General features: G+C 63.0%; 19 protein-coding genes and 1 other RNA gene. 13 read left to right on the plus strand and 7 right to left on the minus strand.

All coding sequences use genetic code 11. The annotated features are described in order from the left end of the window. Positions 1-4 precede the first annotated feature (4 nt). The 3 genes from ssrS to MKZ91_RS15860 form a co-directional block, all read right to left on the minus strand. Positions 5-162, minus strand: a non-coding RNA gene (gene ssrS, locus MKZ91_RS15850) — 6S RNA. A 56-nt stretch (positions 163-218) separates the two neighbouring features. After that, the gene (locus MKZ91_RS15855; RefSeq protein ID WP_336171952.1) at positions 219-596 is read right to left on the minus strand and encodes a cell division protein ZapA; all 378 of its coding nucleotides are present in this window, start codon (positions 594-596) and stop codon (positions 219-221) included. An 11-nt stretch (positions 597-607) separates the two neighbouring features. Then, the gene (locus MKZ91_RS15860) at positions 608-877 is read right to left on the minus strand and encodes a DUF4164 domain-containing protein (protein WP_065375262.1); all 270 of its coding nucleotides are present in this window, start codon (positions 875-877) and stop codon (positions 608-610) included. Between the two features lie 351 nt (positions 878-1,228). Here MKZ91_RS15860 and tkt point away from each other — a divergent pair, with 351 nt between their 5' ends. The 6 genes from tkt to MKZ91_RS15890 all read left to right on the plus strand — a co-directional run bounded on the left by tkt (position 1,229) and on the right by MKZ91_RS15890 (position 8,556). After that, entirely contained in the window at positions 1,229-3,211 is a 1,983-nt protein-coding gene (gene tkt, locus MKZ91_RS15865; RefSeq protein ID WP_336171954.1) for a transketolase, read from the plus strand. A gap of 73 nt (positions 3,212-3,284) precedes the next feature. Continuing rightward, positions 3,285-4,295 (plus strand): type I glyceraldehyde-3-phosphate dehydrogenase, encoded by a 1,011-nt coding sequence (gene gap / locus MKZ91_RS15870; RefSeq protein ID WP_336171955.1) that lies wholly within the window; start codon positions 3,285-3,287, stop codon positions 4,293-4,295. 5 nt (positions 4,296-4,300) lie between these two features. Further along, entirely contained in the window at positions 4,301-4,891 is a 591-nt protein-coding gene (locus MKZ91_RS15875; protein WP_336171956.1) for a putative glycolipid-binding domain-containing protein, read from the plus strand. Then, the gene (locus tag MKZ91_RS15880) at positions 4,891-6,087 is read left to right on the plus strand and encodes a phosphoglycerate kinase (RefSeq protein ID WP_336171957.1); all 1,197 of its coding nucleotides are present in this window, start codon (positions 4,891-4,893) and stop codon (positions 6,085-6,087) included. Before MKZ91_RS15875 ends, MKZ91_RS15880 begins: the two co-directional genes overlap by 1 nt. 351 nt (positions 6,088-6,438) lie before the next feature. After that, a complete protein-coding gene (locus MKZ91_RS15885) occupies positions 6,439-7,464 on the plus strand; it encodes a class I fructose-bisphosphate aldolase (protein ID WP_336171958.1) in 1,026 nt (341 codons plus the stop codon). Between the two features lie 162 nt (positions 7,465-7,626). Beyond that, on the plus strand, positions 7,627-8,556 hold the full coding sequence (locus tag MKZ91_RS15890) for a PhzF family phenazine biosynthesis protein (protein WP_336171959.1): 930 nt from the start codon (positions 7,627-7,629) through the stop codon (positions 8,554-8,556). A 61-nt stretch (positions 8,557-8,617) separates the two neighbouring features. On the opposite strand, the gene MKZ91_RS15895 is transcribed toward MKZ91_RS15890, so the two are convergent. Beyond that, positions 8,618-9,172, minus strand: a complete 555-nt coding sequence (locus tag MKZ91_RS15895; protein WP_336171960.1) for a TetR/AcrR family transcriptional regulator — start codon at positions 9,170-9,172, stop codon at positions 8,618-8,620. 103 nt (positions 9,173-9,275) lie between these two features. Here MKZ91_RS15895 and MKZ91_RS15900 point away from each other — a divergent pair, with 103 nt between their 5' ends. After that, positions 9,276-10,790 (plus strand): DHA2 family efflux MFS transporter permease subunit, encoded by a 1,515-nt coding sequence (locus MKZ91_RS15900; protein ID WP_336171962.1) that lies wholly within the window; start codon positions 9,276-9,278, stop codon positions 10,788-10,790. Positions 10,791-10,825: 35 nt separating this feature from the next. Here the strand turns inward: MKZ91_RS15900 and MKZ91_RS15905 are convergent, their stop codons facing one another. Beyond that, positions 10,826-12,706, minus strand: coding sequence for a tetratricopeptide repeat protein (locus tag MKZ91_RS15905; protein ID WP_336171964.1), 1,881 nt, complete (start codon positions 12,704-12,706; stop codon positions 10,826-10,828). A 167-nt stretch (positions 12,707-12,873) separates the two neighbouring features. Continuing rightward, entirely contained in the window at positions 12,874-13,029 is a 156-nt protein-coding gene (locus MKZ91_RS15910; RefSeq protein WP_336171966.1) for a hypothetical protein, read from the minus strand. Positions 13,030-13,259: 230 nt separating this feature from the next. Between MKZ91_RS15910 and MKZ91_RS15915 the strand changes: the two genes are divergently transcribed. The 4 genes from MKZ91_RS15915 to MKZ91_RS15930 all read left to right on the plus strand — a co-directional run bounded on the left by MKZ91_RS15915 (position 13,260) and on the right by MKZ91_RS15930 (position 16,404). Then, entirely contained in the window at positions 13,260-14,561 is a 1,302-nt protein-coding gene (locus MKZ91_RS15915) for an MFS transporter (RefSeq protein ID WP_336171968.1), read from the plus strand. Continuing rightward, positions 14,548-14,736, plus strand: coding sequence for a DUF1192 domain-containing protein (locus MKZ91_RS15920; protein ID WP_336171969.1), 189 nt, complete (start codon positions 14,548-14,550; stop codon positions 14,734-14,736). Before MKZ91_RS15915 ends, MKZ91_RS15920 begins: the two co-directional genes overlap by 14 nt. Positions 14,737-15,090: 354 nt before the next feature. Next, positions 15,091-15,609 (plus strand): protease adaptor protein RcdA, encoded by a 519-nt coding sequence (gene rcdA, locus MKZ91_RS15925; RefSeq protein ID WP_043610604.1) that lies wholly within the window; start codon positions 15,091-15,093, stop codon positions 15,607-15,609. A gap of 141 nt (positions 15,610-15,750) precedes the next feature. Continuing rightward, the gene (locus MKZ91_RS15930; RefSeq protein ID WP_336171971.1) at positions 15,751-16,404 is read left to right on the plus strand and encodes a hypothetical protein; all 654 of its coding nucleotides are present in this window, start codon (positions 15,751-15,753) and stop codon (positions 16,402-16,404) included. Between the two features lie 116 nt (positions 16,405-16,520). Here the strand turns inward: MKZ91_RS15930 and rpmE are convergent, their stop codons facing one another. After that, on the minus strand, positions 16,521-16,742 hold the full coding sequence (gene rpmE, locus MKZ91_RS15935; protein ID WP_173520415.1) for a 50S ribosomal protein L31: 222 nt from the start codon (positions 16,740-16,742) through the stop codon (positions 16,521-16,523). A 207-nt stretch (positions 16,743-16,949) separates the two neighbouring features. Between rpmE and MKZ91_RS15940 the strand changes: the two genes are divergently transcribed. Beyond that, positions 16,950-18,752 carry an ABC transporter ATP-binding protein/permease gene (locus tag MKZ91_RS15940; protein ID WP_336171972.1) on the plus strand — a complete coding sequence of 601 codons (1,803 nt, stop codon included), beginning with the start codon at positions 16,950-16,952 and terminating at the stop codon, positions 18,750-18,752. Positions 18,753-18,885: 133 nt separating this feature from the next. After that, positions 18,886-19,878 carry a Bug family tripartite tricarboxylate transporter substrate binding protein gene (locus MKZ91_RS15945; protein WP_336171974.1) on the plus strand — a complete coding sequence of 331 codons (993 nt, stop codon included), beginning with the start codon at positions 18,886-18,888 and terminating at the stop codon, positions 19,876-19,878. The last annotated feature ends 24 nt before the right edge of the window (positions 19,879-19,902 follow it).

Genomic DNA, 19,902 nt, shown 5'->3' on the forward strand with positions numbered 1-19,902 from the left:
GAAGGTGCGATCCACACAACCGATGGATAGTTTACGATCCCGGGTGCCTACAAAGTAGGTGGGCGCCATGTGTCCAGACCCACGAGCCCGGACAGGGACAGCTCCCTTGAGATCGAGTATGGCCCCGGGGATTGTGGTTCCTGTCGGGAAGCGCAGACCGCATCCGATATATAAAGTGTCTCGGTGCTTCGCGCCAGAGGCACGTCGCCGAAACCTCGTCAGCCTGCCGGCGGCGTCGAACGGCCGTTCAGCTTGGCAGCGATACCGTGGATCTGGGCCGTGACTTCGCTGAGTGCGGAGGCCAGCGCCTCCTCGTTCTTCATCTGATCGGACAGCACGGCATCGCGCCCATCGGTCAGGTTGCCGACTTCGACCTCGAGGCTCTTCAGCCGGCGATTGACCTCGCTGAGCTCGTCCATGACCATGATGCCGGCCATGACGGTCAGCCGCAGATCGCCGATCTCGCCGAACTGGCTCTTGAGATGCCCGACATATTGATCGAACCGGGTGGCAAGCTCGGTCAGGTGACCTTCCTGCCCCTCTTCGCAGGCCATCCGGTAGGCCTTGCCGTCGATCGAAACTGTCACCTGCGCCATGTCGATTAATCCTAGCGGTCGAGCACCGCCCGAATGGTTTCCATCGCCGTCACGAGGCGGCGGGAAACCTCGCGGTTGACCTCCTCGAGCCGGTTTGCCCGGAACTGCGATTGATCGAGTTCCTGCGCCAGTCGCGACCGGTCGGTGTTGACGCGCCGCACTTCGCTCTCGAACTCACCGAAATCCCGCTCCCTGTCAAACCGACCGTCGATCGCATTCTCCAGGGATTGCACCGCGTTGCGCAGTTCGTCGATCGCCGCTTTGACAGTCTTTGCCGGCATGTGTTCCGAATACCTCGCCCATGAGGCCGAATCGCCCGAATCCCGTCCGCCGCTTCGGCTCGATCTTTTTTAAACCTATTACGCAAGTCTCAACAATGCCAACGTCCGCAAACAACAGCGGAAGCTGTGGATGGATTGCGTAGCCGGCTTTGTTTAACGGCAGTGCGAAAGCTCTGTTGCATTGCGGGACAAGGACTGGGATGGGGGGCTTGAACAACCTGCCGTCAAATGGCCGCGGAAGCCCCGTATTTATTGACTCGCACGGCGCACCTGCTATGTGTCAGCCGCTTCTTGCGCGGTCTTTGGAGGATAGAGACCGTTCCCTGACCACCGAACGCAAACGGAACAGTCATGATCTCTCGCGAAAAACACGACCGGATGGCAAATGCGATCCGTTTCCTCTCCATGGATGCCGTCGAGAAGGCAAATTCCGGCCACCCAGGCCTGCCCATGGGTGCAGCCGACATAGCGACAGTCCTCTTTACGCGCTATCTGAGCTTCGACCCCAAGAACCCCTCCTGGCCGAACCGCGACCGCTTCGTGCTGTCGGCCGGCCACGGCTCGATGCTGCTCTATTCGCTGCTCTATTTGACGGGCTACGAAGACATCACCATCGACGAGATCAAGAATTTCCGCCAGCTCGGTGCCCGCACCGCCGGCCACCCGGAATACGGCCATGCCGCCGGCATCGAGACGACCACCGGCCCGCTCGGCCAGGGCATCGCCAATGCCGTCGGCATGGCGATCGCCGAGCGCAAGCTGCGTGACGAATTCGGCTCCGACCTGATGGAGCACTATACCTATGTGCTCGCCGGTGACGGCTGCCTCATGGAAGGCATCAGCCAGGAAGCGATCTCGCTCGCCGGCCACCTGAAGCTCAACAAGCTGATCGTCTTCTGGGACGACAACAACATCTCGATCGACGGCCCGATCTCGATCGCCGACTCGACCGACCAGCACGCCCGCTTCCGCGCCAGCAACTGGAACACCATCGCCGTCGACGGCCACGACCCGGACGCGATTGCCGCTGCGATCGACCAGGCGCAGAAGTCCGACAAGCCGACGATGATCGCGGCTAAGACGACGATCGGCTTCGGCGCACCGAACAAGGCCGGCACCCACAAGGTTCACGGCTCGCCGCTCGGTGCCGAGGAAATCGCCGCCACCCGCAAGGCGCTCGGCTGGGAAGCCGAAGCCTTCGTCGTTCCTTCCGACGTGCTCGATGCCTGGCGTCTCGCCGGTCTGCGTTCGACCAAGGCGCGCAAGGAATGGGAAGATCGCCTCGAAAAGAGCGACGCCGAGAAGAAGGCTCAGTTCGTTCGCCGCTTCTCCGGCGAGCTCGAAGGCCGTCTGTCGTCTGCCATTGAGGACTACAAGAAGAAGCTTGCCGAGACCAAGCCGTCTCCGGCAACGCGCAAGGCGTCCGAAGACGCACTTGAAGTCATCAACGGTGTTCTCGCCGAAACCATCGGCGGCTCGGCTGACCTGACCGGCTCGAACAACACCAAGACGAGCCAGACCAAGTCGATCACGCCTGACGACTTCTCCGGCCGCTACATCCACTACGGTGTACGCGAGCACGGCATGGCCGCGGCCATGAACGGCATGGCGCTGCATGGCGGCGTTATCCCCTACTCCGGCGGCTTCCTGATCTTCTCGGACTACTGCCGTCCGTCGATCCGCCTTGCTGCACTGATGGGCATCCGCGTCATCCACGTACTGACGCACGATTCCATCGGCCTTGGCGAAGACGGCCCGACGCACCAGCCGGTCGAGCACATGGCGGCACTGCGCGCCATCCCGAACCTCCTGATGTTCCGTCCGGCCGACGCCACGGAAACGGCCGAATGCTGGCAGCTCGCGCTAGAGAGCCACAACCGTCCGTCCGGCATCGCGCTCACCCGCCAGAACCTGATGGCTGTTCGTACCGAGTATGAGGAAGAGAACCTCTGCGCTCGCGGCGCCTATGACCTGATCTCGGCCGCCGACGCCAAGGTCACGATCTTCGCCACCGGCTCGGAAGTCGAGATCGCCGTGAAGGCCTGCCAGGCGCTGACGGCCAAGGGCATTTCCACCCGCGTCGTCTCCGTTCCCTGCTTCGAGCTCTTTGCCGAGCAGAGCGAAGACTACCAGCAGGCGATCATCGGCAACTCGCCGGTCAAGATCGCCGTCGAAGCTGGCATCCGCCAGGGTTGGGATCACTTCATCGGCAGCGACGGCACCTTCATCGGCATGTCGGCCTTCGGAGCTTCCGGTCCCTACAAGGAGCTCTACAAGCACTTCGGCATCACGCCCGAGGCGGTGGTCGCCGCCGCGGAAACGAAGCTCGCCTGATCAATCTGCGGGGCGCGCCGAAAGGTGCGCCCCGCTTTTTTTCGTACCACGTCATTCAGACAGGGAGAGACCCATGACAGTGAAAGTCGCCATCAACGGTTTTGGCCGCATCGGCCGCAACGTGCTTCGCGCCATCGTCGAATCCGGCCGCACGGACATCGAAGTCGTTGCGATCAACGACCTCGGCCCCGTTGAGACCAACGCTCACCTGCTGCGCTATGACTCGATCCACGGTCGCTTCCCGGCCGAGGTCAAGGTCGAAGGCGACACGATCACCATCAACGGCGGCAAGCCGATCAAGGTGACGGCGATCAAGGATCCGGCTACGCTGCCGCACAAGGAACTCGGCGTCGACATCGCGATGGAATGCACCGGCATCTTCACCGCCCGCGACAAGGCTGCCGCCCACCTGACCGCTGGCGCCAAGCGCGTCATCGTCTCGGCTCCGGCCGACGGCGCTGACCTGACGGTCGTCTATGGCGTCAACCACGACCAGCTGACCAAGGACCACCTGGTCATCTCGAACGCATCCTGCACCACGAACTGCCTGGTTCCGGTCGTCAAGGTCCTGAACGATGTCATCGGCATCAACCACGGCTTCATGACCACGATCCACTCCTACACCAACGACCAGCCGTCGCTCGACCAGATGCACAAGGATCTGTACCGCGCCCGCGCTGCCGCTCTGTCGATGATCCCGACCTCGACCGGTGCCGCCAAGGCCGTTGGCCTGGTTCTGCCGGAACTGAAGGGCAAGCTCGACGGCACGTCGATCCGCGTCCCGACCCCGAACGTCTCGGTCGTCGACTTCAAGTTCGTCGCCAAGCGCAACACCTCGGTCGAAGAAATCACCAATGCCATCAAGGCTGCCGCCAACGGCGCGCTGAAGGGCGTTCTCGGCTACACGGAAGAGCCGCTCGTTTCGCGCGACTTCAACCATGACAGCCACTCCTCGATCTTCGCGATCGACCAGACCAAGGTCGTTGAAGGCAACTTCGTTCGTATCCTCACCTGGTACGACAACGAGTGGGGCTTCTCGAACCGCATGGCCGACACGGCGGTCGCTTTCGCCAAGCTGATCTAAGTCACATGTTTCGCGCCCTTTCTCCAACGACGGTCCGCTGGCGTCCGCTTGAAGGGGAAGGGCTCGAACACCTGACACTGACGAAAACCGATACTACTGACGGCGCGGTCATCCGCGCCGTCAGTGTTCTCATCGGCAACCGCGGCGGTACGCCCTACGGCGTGCGATACCGGATCGATTGTGATGACCATTGGCACGTTCGCAAGTTGATGGTCGACACAACGGATGGTCGGAGCCTGCATCTGCGCTCGGACGTTCCCGGCCAATGGATGACGGCGCGAGGCGCAGCCCTGCCCGAGTTCGACGGTTGCATTGACATCGACCTCGCTGGCACGCCCTTCACCAACACGCTGCCGATCCGCCGCCTCGGTCTCAACCGCCAGTCGGGCACCGCCAGGCTGAAGATGCTCTACGTGCCGTTCGACACGTTCGAGCCGGTCGTGGACGGCCAGCACTACACCTGCCTCGATGATTTCAGGCTCTACCGCTACGAGGCCGAGGACCGCAGCTTTTCAGCGGACCTGCCCGTGGACGAGGACGGCCTCGTCATCGACTATCCCACCCTTTTCCAAAGACTATCACCGGAGACTATCTGATGACTTTCAAGACCCTCGACGATCTGACCGACATCGCCGGCAAGCGCGTGCTGGTGCGTGTCGATCTCAACGTGCCGGTCAAGGACGGCGTGGTCACCGATGCGACGCGCATCGAGCGCGTCGCGCCGACCATCCGCGAACTGTCCGAAAAGGGCGCCAAGGTCATCCTGCTCGCCCATTTCGGCCGTCCGAAGGGTGAGCCAGTCGCCGACATGTCGCTGAAGACGATCGCCCCGGCCGTCGAGGACGTGCTCGACCAACGCGTTCACTTTGCCGCCGACTGCATCGGTGACAAGGCGGCAACGGCGATTGCCGAAATGAACGACGGCGACGTGCTGCTGCTCGAAAACACCCGCTTCCACAAGGGCGAGGAAAAGAACGAGCCGGCTTTCGTGGAGGCGCTTGCCGCCAATGGCGACATCTATGTCAACGACGCCTTCTCTGCGGCCCACCGTGCTCACGCCTCGACCGAAGGCCTTGCCCATCACCTGCCGGCCTATGCCGGCCGCACCATGCAGGCCGAGCTCGAAGCGCTGGAAAAGGGCCTCGGCCAGCCGAAGCGCCCGGTCGTCGCCATCGTCGGCGGCGCCAAGGTCTCGACCAAGATCGATCTCCTCCAGAACCTGGTGACCAAGGTCAACGCGCTCGTCATCGGTGGCGGCATGGCCAACACCTTCATCGCCGCCAAGGGCATCAATGTCGGCAAGTCGCTCTGCGAGCACGACCTCGCAGAAACAGCCAAGGCGATCATTGCTGCGGCCGACAAGGCCGGCTGCGCCATCGTGCTTCCCGAAGACGGCGTGATTGCCCGTGAGTTCAAGGCCGGCGCCGACAACGAAGTGGTCGACATCAACGCCATCCCCGCCGATGCCATGGTGCTCGACGTCGGTCCGAAATCGATCGCTGCCGTCAATGCCTGGATCACCAAGGCCGAGACGCTTGTCTGGAACGGCCCGCTCGGCGCCTTCGAGATCACTCCCTTCGACAAGGCGACCGTCGCTGTCGCGCAGCACGCTGCTGCCCGCACCCGCCAGGGTTCGCTGGTCTCGGTCGCCGGTGGTGGTGACACCGTTGCGGCCCTGAACCATGCCGAGGTCGCCGACGATTTCAGCTATGTCTCGACCGCCGGCGGCGCCTTCCTTGAATGGATGGAAGGCAAGCCGCTTCCGGGCGTCGACATCCTCAAGCAGAAGTAAGCCATAGAGTTGGCGCGCGGACACAACCGCCGCGCGCCACTTTCAAGAAAGAACCGTTACTGTTCAATCGATTAAAAAATTTTAAATCGTTTCAGTCGCTTTTCCCGCCATTTTCCTGGACAATTTCGCCTGTTACTCGCGCCCTCGTTTGGAGCGCGGCGGCAGCCTTGTGCGCCGTCGGTCCGAAACTGCTTGTTTCAGTACTCGCCTGGTCCCCGGTGATCAGCGCTGAGCGGGATGAGGAAAAGTGTGCGCGGTTTTCCGCCCGCATCCCGCTCTATTTGTTGGGATCGATCACGTTTATGATTGGGGCCGGCCCGGCCCAAATCGTCGTGATCTAGGGAGAAAAACATGAGCGAAAGACTGGAAGACATCGCAATTGCCATGGTCGCCAACGGCCGGGGCCTGCTTGCCGCCGACGAGTCGACGGCAACGATCAAGAAGCGTTTCGATACGATCGGTCTCGAATCCACCGAGACCTCCAGGCGTGACTACCGCGAGATGCTGCTGCGCGCCGACAAGGCGATGCGCAAGTACATCTCCGGCGTCATTCTCTATGAGGAGACCCTGTTCCAGCATGCGGTCGACGGCACCCCGCTCGTCGACATCATCCGCGCTGCCGGCTCGATCCCCGGCATCAAGGTCGATGCCGGTGCCAAGCCGATGACCAATTTTCCGGCCGAAACCATCACTGAAGGTCTCGACGGCCTCGCCCAGCGTCTGGCGAAATACTATGAAGCCGGCGCGCGGTTTGCCAAATGGCGCGGTGTGATCGCGATCTCCGATGCATTGCCGAGCCCGGGCGCTGTCCGCGCCAATGCGCACGCGCTTGCCCGCTATGCCGCCCTTTGCCAGGAGGCCGGCATCGTGCCGATCGTCGAGCCGGAGGTGCTGATGGACGGTGCGCCCGGAGACCATTCGATCGAGCGCTCGGAAGAAGTGACGGAGTGGACACTGCGCACCACCTTCGAGCAATTGGCGGAAATGCGCGTCAGGCTCGAAGGCATGATCCTCAAGCCGAGCATGGTGATCGACGGCAAGAAGGCCCGCACGGCGTCCGTCGCGGAAGTGGCCGAGCGCACGATCAAGGTGCTGAAGCGCACGGTGCCTTCGGCCGTGCCCGGCATAGCCTTCCTCTCGGGCGGTCAGTCGACAGAAGAAGCGACCGCGCATCTTTCGGCGATGAACACCCATCATGATCTGCCGTGGAAGCTTACCTTCTCCTATGGCCGTGCCCTGCAGCAGGAGGCGCTCAACGCCTGGCACGGCAAGGCCGACAATATCGGTATCGGCCAGCGCGCCTTTGCGCATCGCGCCGAAATGTGCAGCCTTGCCGCCAAGGGTACCTGGAAGAAGGATCTCGAAAAGGCCGCCTGAACCGGCCCCACCGACGACAAGCGGAGGGGCTGCGTCGCGGCCCCTCTTCGCGTATCGGGCCGAAGTGCTGAACTTGTCACCGGAACAAGTTGGCGTCTTTGCCCGTTGCCGGCGCTGGCTTAAGCCTTGGCTTCGCAAACAAACCCAGCGAAAGCCGACGCCATGACCGCAGCCTCGCCATCCATCGCCTACGTCACCGTCGACGTCTTCACGGACGAGCGTTTTTCCGGGAACCAGCTTGCCGTCATCCCCGACGCCCGGGCTCTAAGCGACCGGCAGATGCAGGCGATCGCCACCGAGTTCGGCTATTCCGAGGTCACCTTCGTGCTCCCGCCCCGCGACCCGGAAAACACGGCGGAGGTCCGGATCTTCACGCCGACGGCCGAAATCCCCTTTGCCGGCCATCCCAATGTCGGCACCGCCTTCGTGCTCGGCCGTCTCAAGGAGATCTTCGGCCGCGTTCCGGGTGATGTCCTGCGCTTCGAGGAAAAGGCCGGTCTCGTCGAGGCGACATTGCTGCGCGACAAGGGCGACGTGACCGGTGCACGCATCGTGGTGCCGCGCAGCTTAACGGTTGGCCCCGAGATCGACGCCGAGACCATCGCCGCCTGCGCATCGCTCGCGCCTGAGGCCATCAGCACCCGCGTCCATGCGCCGACCCGCCTGTCCGTCGGCCTGCCTTTCGCCGTCGCCGAGATCAAAGATGTCGCGACACTCTCGACGGCCAGACCCAACGTGACTGCTTTCCAGGCGGCCAATGCGCGCTACAAGCCCGAGGAAGACAGTTTCAGCCTGTTCCTCTACAGCCGCTCGGCCGAAAATCCCTGGCAGGTCCGCGCCCGCATGTTCGCGCCGCTCGACAACGTCAACGAGGATCCCGCCACCGGTAGCGCCTCGGCAGCCCTCTCGGCCTATCTCGTCACGTTGCTGCCCGATCGGGATATCGATGTTGAGATTGCAATCGAACAGGGTGTGGAGATGGGGCGCCGCAGCCTCATCGGCGCCTCTGTAAACAAGCGCGACGGCGTCGTTCGCCAGGTCAGCCTTTCCGGCAAATGCGTCAGCGCCATGCGCGGGGTCATCGACCTCTAAAGCGCGATCTGCCGTTCGGATATCGAGCCGACGCTATCGGCAGAGGGGACAGCCGCATTCGTCATGCGGCGCCGGTTTCCCTCGGCAGCAACTTCAGGATGTCGGCAAACATATCCTGCCATTCGGCGGCGTTCATTTCGAGGAAGCCGAAGCCGCGCAGCAGGAAAACGCCTTCGGTCGCCAGAAACATCAGTCGCGCCCTGCGCCCTGCCTCGGTCGACAGGTCGAGACCGTCGAGACGGGCGCGATACCAGGCGCGGTTCTTGGCCATATGCTCTTCCCGCTGCAGAAGTGCCGCCATCATGCCAGACGTGCGGGCCTTGTCGGCCATATCCATCCGCGCCGTCACCGATACATGTGCGCGCATCGCCTTGACCGGGTCGGGGTCGTCGCCGCCTTCGGCGGCAACCGCACTGTCGAACTGGGCAAACCAACGCTCCATCATCGCGTCGATCAGGCCGTCCTTGTTGCCGAAGCAATATTGAACACCGCCCTTGGTGATACCGGACGCCTTGGCGACGGCATCGATCGTCAGCCCACCGGCACCGACGGCAAGCACGACTGCCTCCGCCGCATCCAGAACCTTGTCACGTTCGATTGTTCGCCGTCGTCCCATCTTGACTTCCTATTTCAATTCCATACGTATGTATTTAAATAATTGCCCTGACGTAAACAAGGCCCAGTCCGCAATTCCTGTGGGCGGGCGCCCGAGGTGTACCATGCTTCCGCAAAATCGCTGGCTCATTCTGGCCATCGTATCGAGCGCCCTGCTTCTGATCGTCGTCGACATGACGGTGCTCTATACCGCCCTTCCCCGCCTGACCCATGATCTCGGCGCAACCGCGTCGGAAAAGCTCTGGATCGTCAATGCCTATGCCCTCGTCGTCGCCGGCCTTCTGCCGGGCCTCGGCACGCTCGGCGACCGGCTCGGCCACAAGAAGCCCTTCATCGTTGGCCTTGCCGTCTTCGGCGTCGCCTCGCTGATCGCCGCCTACGCGCCCAATCCTGAGGTCCTCATCGGCGGCCGCGTGCTGCTCGCAGTCGGCGCCGCGCTGATGATGCCAGCAACACTGTCGATCATTCGCCTCACCTTCACCGACGAGCGCGAACGGGCGCTGGCGATCGGCGTCTGGGCCGCGATCGCCTCAGGCGGCGCGGCCATCGGCCCGGTGCTTGGTGGCTTCCTGCTTGAGTATTTCTGGTGGGGCTCGGTGTTCCTGATCAACGTGCCGATCGTCGCGATCGCTCTGCTGCTCGGCCTCGCCGTGCTGCCGAACCATGACAGCAATTCCAGGCATCCGTGGGACGCGCTCGGCTCGCTGCAGATCATGGTCGGCCTCATCGGGCTTGCCTATGCCATCAAGGAAACGAGCAAGCGAGAGCCCTCGCTCGAGGCCGGCCTTGTTGCTGCCGTGATCGGCGCCATCGCGCTTGTCCTTTTCGTGCGGCGTCAGCGCCGGAGTACTCATCCGCTGATCGATTTCGGCCTCTTCCGCAATCCGGCCTTCTCCTCGGGCGTCGCAGCCGCACTGGTCGCATCGGGTTCGATCGTCGGCATCGAACTGGTGCTGAGCCAGCAACTGCAGCTGGTTGACGGCTTCTCGCCGCTTCAAGCAGGCCTCTTCATTTTGCCGATCCCGCTTGCCGCCTTCGTATCCGGCCCGCTGACCGGCGTGCTCCTGCCCCGGCTCGGGGCGGAGGTCGTGCTGCGCTCCGGACTGATCCTTTCGGGCCTCGGGCTCGGCGGATATCTGCTGGTCCACGGCACCGACCCGCTTGCCGAGATCGCCAGCCTCGTCGTTCTCGGCCTTGGCATCGGCGCGTCGATGACGGCCGCCTCCAGCGCCATCATGTCCAATGCTCCTGCGGAGCGCGCAGGCATGGCGGCCTCCGTCGAGGAGGTCTCCTTCGAGCTCGGCGGCGCGATCGGCATTGCCGTGCTCGGCAGCGTGATGTCGATGGTCTACACAGCCTTCCTCGTTCTGCCGGAAGGAGCGGCCATTCCGCCGATGGCACGCGACAGCCTCGACGAGGCCCTGCTGCTTTCCGAGACGCTGCCGACGGAGCTTGCAGCAGAGCTGGTGACGCGCGCGCGTCTCGCCTTCGAACAGGCGTTCGTGGCGGTCGTGATCGTTGCGACGGCCATGCTTCTGGTGACAGGCCTCGCCATCTGGTGGCTGACCGGCGGCCGCAGCACCGCGCCGGCCGCGTCCCAACCGGCAAGCCATCATTGAACAACACCACCGCCGGACGGCCCTCGTCCGGCGGCTTAGCGCAAGCCCGCCTCGCATTGCGCGATCGCCGCGACCATCGCCTGGAAGCGGACATGGTGCCGGACCGCGTCCAGATCGGAATCCTGCTTGAACCAGAGCAGCTGATAGCATGAGCTCTGCGGCAGCAGCGTTTCAAGCAGGTCGAGCGCGGCATCGGTGTCGCCGAGGATGGAATAGACGCACGCCGTGTTGTAGCGCGCGACCACGTCGTCGGGGTCGATCGCCAGCGCCCGCGCCGCCCATTCGCGTGCCCGGTCGGCCTCGCCCATATGGGCAAGCGCCAGCGCCCCGCGGTGGGCCGGGCCGGAGTTTTCAGGATTGAGCTCTAGCGCCCGCTCCGCCCGCGAAATGCCGATCCTCGCCCAGTGCATGCGTTCGGCGTCCCGGCCAAGTGACTTATAGGCGCTCATCAGATGGATCGGCGACAGGTAGTCGTCCGGCCGGATATCGGCGGCCCGCTTGAAGAACTGGATCGCGGTTTCGAAGGCGCCCTGCATGAACAGAAAGCGGCCATAGTGGAAGTTCGCCTCATAGAGGCCGGCGTCCAGCATCAAGGCTCGCTCGAATTCCTCGACCGCCTCGTCACACTGACCGTCCTGGTGCAGCACCAGTCCACGGGACGCGTGCGCTTCGGCCAGGTTCGGATCGAGCGCCAGCGCCTTGTCGGCCATCGACAGGATGCTTGCCAGCGGGAACTCGTCTTCATGCCAGTCGCGCAGGGCCGACTCGCAGTCGGCGATGCCGGCATAGGCACGGGCGAAATCCGGGTCGAGTTCCACCGCCTTCAGGAACATGCGCCGCGCCAGAAGCAGATAGGACCGCGTCCAGGCGTGGGAGAATTGCCGCCCGCGCAGGTAATAGGTATATGCCTCGACGCTGGTCGTCGGATCGCTCTCTATCGCCCGTCGTTCCGCCGGCAGCAGCTTGATCCTCAGCTGGTCGACGATGGCGTGGGTGATTTCATCCTGGATGGCGAAGATGTCGGTCAGGTCCCGGTCGTAGCGGTCGGCCCACAGATGCGTCCCGGTCAGCGCGTCGATCAACTGACCGGTGATGCGGACCCGCACGCCCGCCTTGCGCACGCTGCCTTCCAGGATGTAGCGCACGCCCAGCTCCTGGGCCACCTGCTTCACCTTCACCGAGCGCCCCTTGTAAGTGAACACGGTGTTGCGGGCGACCACGTGCAGCTTGGAGATCTTCGAGAGGTCCGTGATGATGTCTTCGGTGATACCGTCGGAGAAGTACTCCTGCTCCGGATCATGGCTCATATTGGTGAACGGAAGCACCCCGACCGACAGACCGTAGCCGTCGTCGAGCACCACGGGGCCAACCCCGCTTGGCGCCGCAGCAACTTTCGTCGGCGCACCGAGCGCCACCGAGTAGACATGCACGCCGGCGGCAATGTTCTTCAGCGCGTGTTCGCCCTTGTCGATGAAGCCGACGTCCAGCCGTGACCCCACATGGTCGCGCACCGTTGCGGAAACGGCGACACCTGATGGTTCTGCCAGGCCCTCGAGCCGGGCCGCCACGTTGACGCCGTCACCGAAGATGTCCCCATCCTCGACGATGATGTCGCCGAGATGCACGCCGATCCTGAGCTCGATGCGCTTCAGCGCCGGTACGCCTTCGTTGCGGATCAGCATGCCGCGCTGGATGTCGACGGCACAGGCGACCGCGTTCACGACGCTCGCGAATTCGACGAGAATTCCATCGCCGGTCAGTTTGACGATGCGTCCTTTGTGACGGTTGATCTTCGGATCGACGAGCTCGCTCTTGTGTCGTTTCATCGCGGCAAGCGTGCCGGTCTCGTCAGCGCCGATCAGGCGGCTGTAGCCCACGACATCGGCAGCGAGAATGGCAGCGAGACGGCGTTCCAAGAAACCCTCGAATTCACTTCCCGAGTGAGAGAGGTAATCTAGCGCGTTCTTCCCCATCTGTCCTGCGCCCTTTTGTAGTTGTAGCGAATATACCTACAACTCTAGCAGCAGGCGATTGGCCGCGGAGTTTCAAAGGGAACGGGGTCAGCCGGTTGCAAACGCCGGGTTCAGGGCCGGATCAGCACCGTCACCATCATCATGACGATCGCAAAGACGGCGATCTTCCAGAAGTCGCGGCGTCGACGCAGCCCCGGTATGCCGATTGGCCACAGAAGCTGGACCAGCATTGCCAGCAGCAGGATGAGCGCGAGCGCCTTCTGCATGTTGCCCTCATATCGTCGGAGGCTGCCTCAGCCGTCAGAGCATTCGCAACGCCGGCACCGTTCGTCGCACGCAGTACCGTCCGCTCCCAAGACTAGCGATACGTTGCGTTCAGCAAAAAGGGCTAGTGTTTCGGCGGGCGATTTGCAATGACCCGCCAAACAGAAACCGGCTGGCAATTCACTGGGCACCGCCCTAACTTGCTGACGGCAGAACGATTTTCGGATGGATGATGAGAAAGAACCTGCTCCTGGTCGCCGCCCTCCTGCTCGGCACGCTGTTTCTCTTTCTGGGCAATGGTCTGCAGGGGCTGCTTCTTCCCGTTCGGGGCACCGCTGAAGGTTATCCGACCACCATCCTTGGCCTGATCGGAACGTCCTGGGCGGCCGGCTTCGTCCTCGGCTGCTTCTTCGCCCCCAACATCGTCAAGCGCATCGGCCATGTCCGCGCCTTCAGCGTCTTTGCCTCGCTCATCGCCATCGTCGCGCTTCTGACCGGCATTCTGATCGACTCGACCTCCTGGCTGATCCTCAGGGCGCTGACCGGCTTTGCCACCGCCGGCACCTCGATGATCATCGAAAGCTGGCTGAACGAGCGCGCCACCAACGAGAGCCGGGGCGTGATCTTCTCGCTCTATATCGCCATCACGCTCTTCGGCGTGGTCGGCGGCCAGATGATGATTCCCTTCGGCGACACCTCGAGCAGCTTCTTCTTCATGATCTGCGGCATTCTCTATTGCCTCGCCATGCTGCCGACCCTGTTGTCGAAGGCCGCCTCGCCGCAGCCACTGAAGAAGGTCAGCCTCGACCTGCGCGGCCTTTACCGCAACTCGCCGGTTTCCTTCCTCGGCATCCTGCTCGTTGGCATCGCCAACGGCGCCTTCGGCACACTTGGCGCCGTCTTCGGGCGCCAGGCTGGTCTTTCGGACAGCACCGTCGCGACGATGATGAGCGTGGCGATCTTCGCCGGCGCCGTCATGCAGCTTCCGGCCGGCCGCCTTTCCGACCGTATCGACAGGCGCTATGTGCTCGCCGCCCTTGCCGGTGTCGGCGCGCTCGCCGGCCTCTTGATCTTCCTCGTCGAGCCGACACAGGTCTGGATCGTGCTGACGCTGATCGCCATTTACGGCGCGGCGGCAAATGCGCTCTACCCGATCGCCGTCTCGCACGCCAACGACTTTGCGACCGCCGAAGACTTCGTCAAGGTGTCCGGCGGGCTGCTGCTGCTCTATGGCATCGGCACCATCATCGGCCCGACGATCGGCGGCCCGGTCATGACCGCAGCCGGGCCCTATGGCCTGTTCATGATCACCGCCTGCGCCCATATTCTGATCACGGCCTATGCGATCATCCGCAGCCGGATGCGCGCAGCCGTGCCGGTATCGGATCGCGACGCCTTCTCGCCGATTACCGCCGGTACCCCGACGACACCGGAAAGCCTGCAGCTTTCACCGCGTGCAGCGCCGTTGGATGAGGCGCGCAGCGAGCCAAACAAAGATCCGGAATGGGAGGATCAGACGGATGAGCCTGTTTGACGATGATCGGCCACAAAAGAAGGTGGCGCACGAAATCGGCAGCGATCTCTCACTGTTGTCGGTTGACGAACTGACCCAGCGCATCACGCTCCTGTCAGAGGAAATCGCAAGGCTCGAAGCGGAGCGGACGCGCAAGTCCGCAAGCCGTTCGGCCGCCGAGAACCTGTTTCGCTGACGCGCTTCAAGGGAGAACAGGGCGCCGCAAAACGGAGCGTGCTTAACGCCAAATTAAGCATTCCGTGCGATTGTCCAAGCATCCGGAGCTTTCCGGTCTCAGACAATTTCTCCGACTGGCGAATGGGTCTGATTTTTCTCCCTGTTTTACCTTGAGAGCCGCTTTCCGCGGCTCTTTTTTTGTTTTGGCATAGCTTTCGCCAAAGAACTGTGGAGATTAACCCTTTCTTAAGAATGCCCTTGCGCGAAATGCGCTATCGGATCATTCTTCAACCACAGAGACGGCAAGGATTTATTTCCCATAACCGTCCACCACCTGACTGTCGTGATGCGTTTGAACCAGGGAAAGCAGGTCATGTCCGAGAGAGGATTGAATACGGTCAGTTTCGCAGGACACGCAGCGTCCTCGGCACAATTCAAGACACTCTATTCGGAAGGCATGGGTCTGGTCGAAGAAACGGCGACCTATCTCGACGGCCCCGGCCGCGCTGCTTCGAAGGTCCTGCCGCGCATGGCATCGGTTCTCTATGCGGCCGAATCCATGCGACTCACCACCCGCCTGATGCAGATGGCTTCGTGGCTGCTTTTGCAGCGCGCCGTCAACAACGGCGAAATGAGCCGCGACCAGGTGATGTCGGAAAAGAGCAAGGTCCGCCTCGACAGCTTCAACGTCGACAAGTCCGCGCCCGGCTGGGCCGAACTGCCGGAATCCTTCCGCGATCTGATCGAGCGTTCGTTGCGCCTGCAGAACCGCGTCGCCCTGCTCGACCGCGAAATCTACCGCCCGCATGAAGCGGCAGCCATCGTTCCGGACAACCAGAACGGCGTCAAGGCGCAGATCAAGCTGCTGCAGACGGCCTTCGGAACCAACTGACGACGCGCGGCAAACAAATCCCGGAAGCACGCCCGCCGCTGCAGCATTGCCGGCGGGTTTTTCTTTGCGATGGCCGCGCCGTGACGGCGCACGAGCAGCGGCTGTCGTCCATCGTCACCGGCCACCAGCGACCTATCGGACATGATCCTCACCGAAGCCGATCTGGCTCCCTTCCGCGATGCGAACGGCCTCGTGCATCTGGAACCTCTTCCGGGGCTCCTCGGGAGCGCTGCGGCACTGTTGAGCTCTGGTCGCGTCGTCCTGCCGAACGGGCTGCTGACGCCGACCCACAAGGCCTTCGTGGCCGACTGGAACGCGTTCGACGCCGACAGGCCGCGAGAAACGCTCGAGGCAATTCCCGTCCTCGCCTTCAGGCGGAAAGTGCCTGTTCTCAACCCAACCCTGGAATGGCGCGGCCTGATCCATCAATGCTCGGGATCTTATTGCCAGCAGATGCGGATGATCGCAACGCGTCTCAGGCCGAGGCCGGCAGTCGCTGAGCATTTGAATGCCATTGTACGCGAACACTACGGTCGGGACGCCGGCTTCGTTCATCATGACAATCTGCGCGCATCACAGATCGTGTCCTACGTGGAGATGCTGGCACGCCTTGGCCTGAATTGCGAAATTTCCTGGAAGAACCTTACCGAAGGCGTCTATCCGATCGACGCCACGCAACTGCACCTTGATCTGCTGACGGAAGAGGCGCCCCCGCTTGCCGAAATCGCCGACTGGTCGCATGAGGACCCGGAGCACGGCGCGGTGATCTTGCTGCTTGCCTGGAACAGCGACTGAGAACCCATGCCTGCGGCGCATCCGGCGCACGCCCGCCAACTTGGTGCGCCAGAATGAAGACAGCAAAAAGCCCGGGCCAATGACCCGGGCCTTCAAAAGGCCGAAGAAGCAGCCGATTAGAGGCCGAGGCCTTCGAAGCGCTTCTTGAACTTGGATACGCGGCCGCCGCGGTCCATGAGCTGCTGGTTGCCGCCGGTCCAGGCCGGGTGCGACTTGGGGTCGATTTCCAGGTTCATGGTGGCGCCTTCCGAACCCCAGGTCGAGCGGGTTTCGTATTCGGTGCCGTCGGTCATGACAACCTTGATCATGTGGTAGTCGGGATGGATGTCTGCCTTCATAACAATCTTCCTAGAGTTCCAGGGTCCAATTGTCGCAAGGCATTGCGACTTCAGGACCGAACACGTAAATGAAGCCGCGGACCGGCTGAACGGCCACGGCTTCCCAATTCGATGCCGTGCCTATACATCAAGGTCTGCGGGATAACAAGTGCCGCGCGGAAGACTCATGGGCAAACCCTTTCCTCCGTGTTTGGCGAAAGGGGTCAAGTGTCCGAACGTGAAAACCAGGCGCCAGCGCGCAAATCCATCCGCCCTCTGGCCACGCTCATCCCCTATCTTGCCCGGTACCGTTACCTGGTCATCGGCGCCGGCATTTCCCTGGTGCTTGCTGCAGTGACCACCCTGACGCTGCCGCTGGCCGTCCGGCGAATGGTCGACAACGGCTTCTCCAGTTCCGACAGCGGCTTCATCAACACCTACTTCTCGATGCTGATGCTGCTCGCCATCGTGCTCGCGCTGGCGAGTGCCGCGCGCTATTACTTTGTCATCACGCTCGGCGAACGCATCGTCGCCGACCTCAGGCGCAACGTCTTCGAACGTGTTACCCGTCTGTCTCCCTCCTTTTTCGACGTCAACCAGTCGGGCGAGATCGTCTCGCGGCTGACCGCCGACACGACCCAGGTCAAGTCCGCCGTTGGCGCCACCGCTTCCGTCGCGCTTCGCAACCTGATCCTGTGTCTCGGGGCCATCGGCATGATGGTCTATACCAGTCCCAAGCTCTCGAGCCTGGTGCTGATCGCGATCCCGATCATCGTCTTCCCGCTCGTCGGCTTTGGCCGCTCGGTTCGCCGTCGCTCGCGTCAGGCGCAGGATACGCTCGCCACGGCTTCGGCCTATGCCGGCGAGGCGATTTCTGCTGCCCGCACGGTTCAGGCCTTCAACGGCGAGGAACTTGCCAACCGGCACTTCGCCGACGCGGTCGAGCAGGCCTATGGCGCCGCGCGTGCGGCCATCAAGGCGCGCTCGGTCCTGACCGCCTTTGCCATCACCATGGTGTTCGGCAGTGTCGTCGCGGTCCTCTGGTTTGGTGCCCACGACGTGCTGGCGGGCAACCTATCGGCCGGCACGCTCAGCCAGTTCCTGCTCTATTCGGTCTTTGCCGCCGGCAGCCTCGGCTCGCTCTCCGAAGTCTGGGGTGAGCTTTCGCAAGCCGCCGGTGCCGCCGAGCGGCTGAACGAGCTCTTGACCGAAGTGCCCGAGATCCGGGCGCCGGAAAATCCGGTTGCCATGCCCGTGCGCCCCGAAGGCGCCATCACTTTCGAGGATGTCTATTTCGCCTATCCGGCGCGCCCCGATTTCAAGAGCTTGAACGGCCTAACACTGTCGATCAAGCCCGGGGAGACGGTTGCGATCGTCGGCCCGTCCGGAGCCGGCAAGAGCACGGTGTTTTCCATGCTGTTGCGCTTCTACGATCCCGCCAAGGGCACCGTGACCGTCGATGGTGTCGACATTCGCACGGCTGATCCGAAGGAATTGCGCGAGCGGCTGGCCATCGTGCCGCAGGACGTCACGATCTTTGCGTCCTCGGTCCACGACAACATCGCCTTCGGCATGCCCGGCGCCAGCCGCGAAGCTGTGCGCGCGGCGGCCGTCGCCGCCCAGGCAGACGAATTCATCAACCGGCTCGACAAGGGCTACGACACCTTTGTCGGTGAACGCGGCGTCACGCTCTCCGGCGGCCAGCGCCAGCGCATCGCCATCGCCCGCGCCATCCTCAAGAACGCGCCCATCCTGCTTCTCGACGAGGCCACCTCGGCACTCGACGCCGAAAGCGAGACGCTCGTTCAAAAGGCGCTCGATGGTCTGCTGCACGAGTGCACGACCGTCATCATCGCCCACCGGCTCGCAACCGTGCTCAAGGCCGATCGCATCCTGGTCATGGACCATGGCCGCATCGTCGAGGAAGGCACGCATGCCTCCCTCATCCGTCATGGCGGGCTCTACGCAAAGCTTGCGCGCCTGCAGTTCGACCATGGCGCCGAGGCCCTCTTCGTCGGCTCGCGGAATTGAGCTGCCGCTTGGACTTCGGCCTGCCCTCATAGAATTCCTGGCCGGCGGTTGTCGGCTCGGGCGCGGGCCCTATTGTTAAGGGGCCCGGCCCGCCGCGGGTCGGCTATCGCTTTACGATCGGGAGGAAATACGCATGGCATTTTCGGACTTGACCCGGCGCGCAACCCTGACGCTGGGCCTGATGGCCCTGTCGGCGCTGCCGTTCGGCACAACGGCGCTCGCACAAGGCTTTCCTGACCGGCCGGTAACCCTCGTCGTGCCGTTTGCTGCCGGCGGCTCGACCGACGTGGTTGCCCGCATCGTTGCGCAGAAGATGTCCGAGGATCTCGGCGAGCAGGTCATCGTCCAGAACGTCGCCGGCGCCGGCGGCAACCTCGGTGCCGCCAACGTCGCCCGGGCCGATCCGGACGGCTACACCATCTTGATGGGCACCGTCGCCACCCACGCCCTCAACCCGCTGATCCTCAAGACCAAGCCCTATGATCCGGAGAAGGATTTCTCGCCGATCTCGCTGCTCGTCGTCGTGCCCAACGTGCTGGTCGTTAATCCGGAGTTGCCGGCCAAGAATGTCGAGGAACTTCTGGCGCTGCTGAAGGCCAAGCCGGACGAATACAGCTACGCGTCCTCCGGCAACGGCACGCCGCTGCATCTTTCCGGTGAACTCTTCAAGAAGATGGCCGGCGTCGGTATGCAGCACATTCCCTACAAGGGCGCCGGCCCTGCGCTCAACGACGTCATCGGCAACCAGGTGCCGATCATGTTCGACAACCTTCCCTCGTCTTCCGGTCACATCAAGGCCGGAACGCTTCGGGCGCTTGCGGTCACCACGGCCGAACGGGCACCATCCTTCCCGGATGTGCCGACCGTCGCGGAATCGGGCATCCCGGGCTACGAGACCTATACCTGGAACGCGCTTTTTGCTCCGGCCAACACGCCTCAACCCGTGATCGCTCGCCTGAACGAGGCCGCGAACAAGGCGCTGAAGGACCCGGCGGTCATCGAACGCATGAAGGAGTTCAGCGCCAAGATCGTCGGCTCGACCCCGGAAGAGTTGCAGGCGCATGTGACGGCGGAGCTGGCGAAGTGGACGCCGGTCGTGCGTGACGCCAACGTGCAGATGGATTGATCGCAACCGGCGCGGAGCGGCGTC

It is taken from the genome of Ensifer sp. MJa1, assembly GCF_037026475.1.
GTDB lineage: Bacteria > Pseudomonadota > Alphaproteobacteria > Rhizobiales > Rhizobiaceae > Ensifer.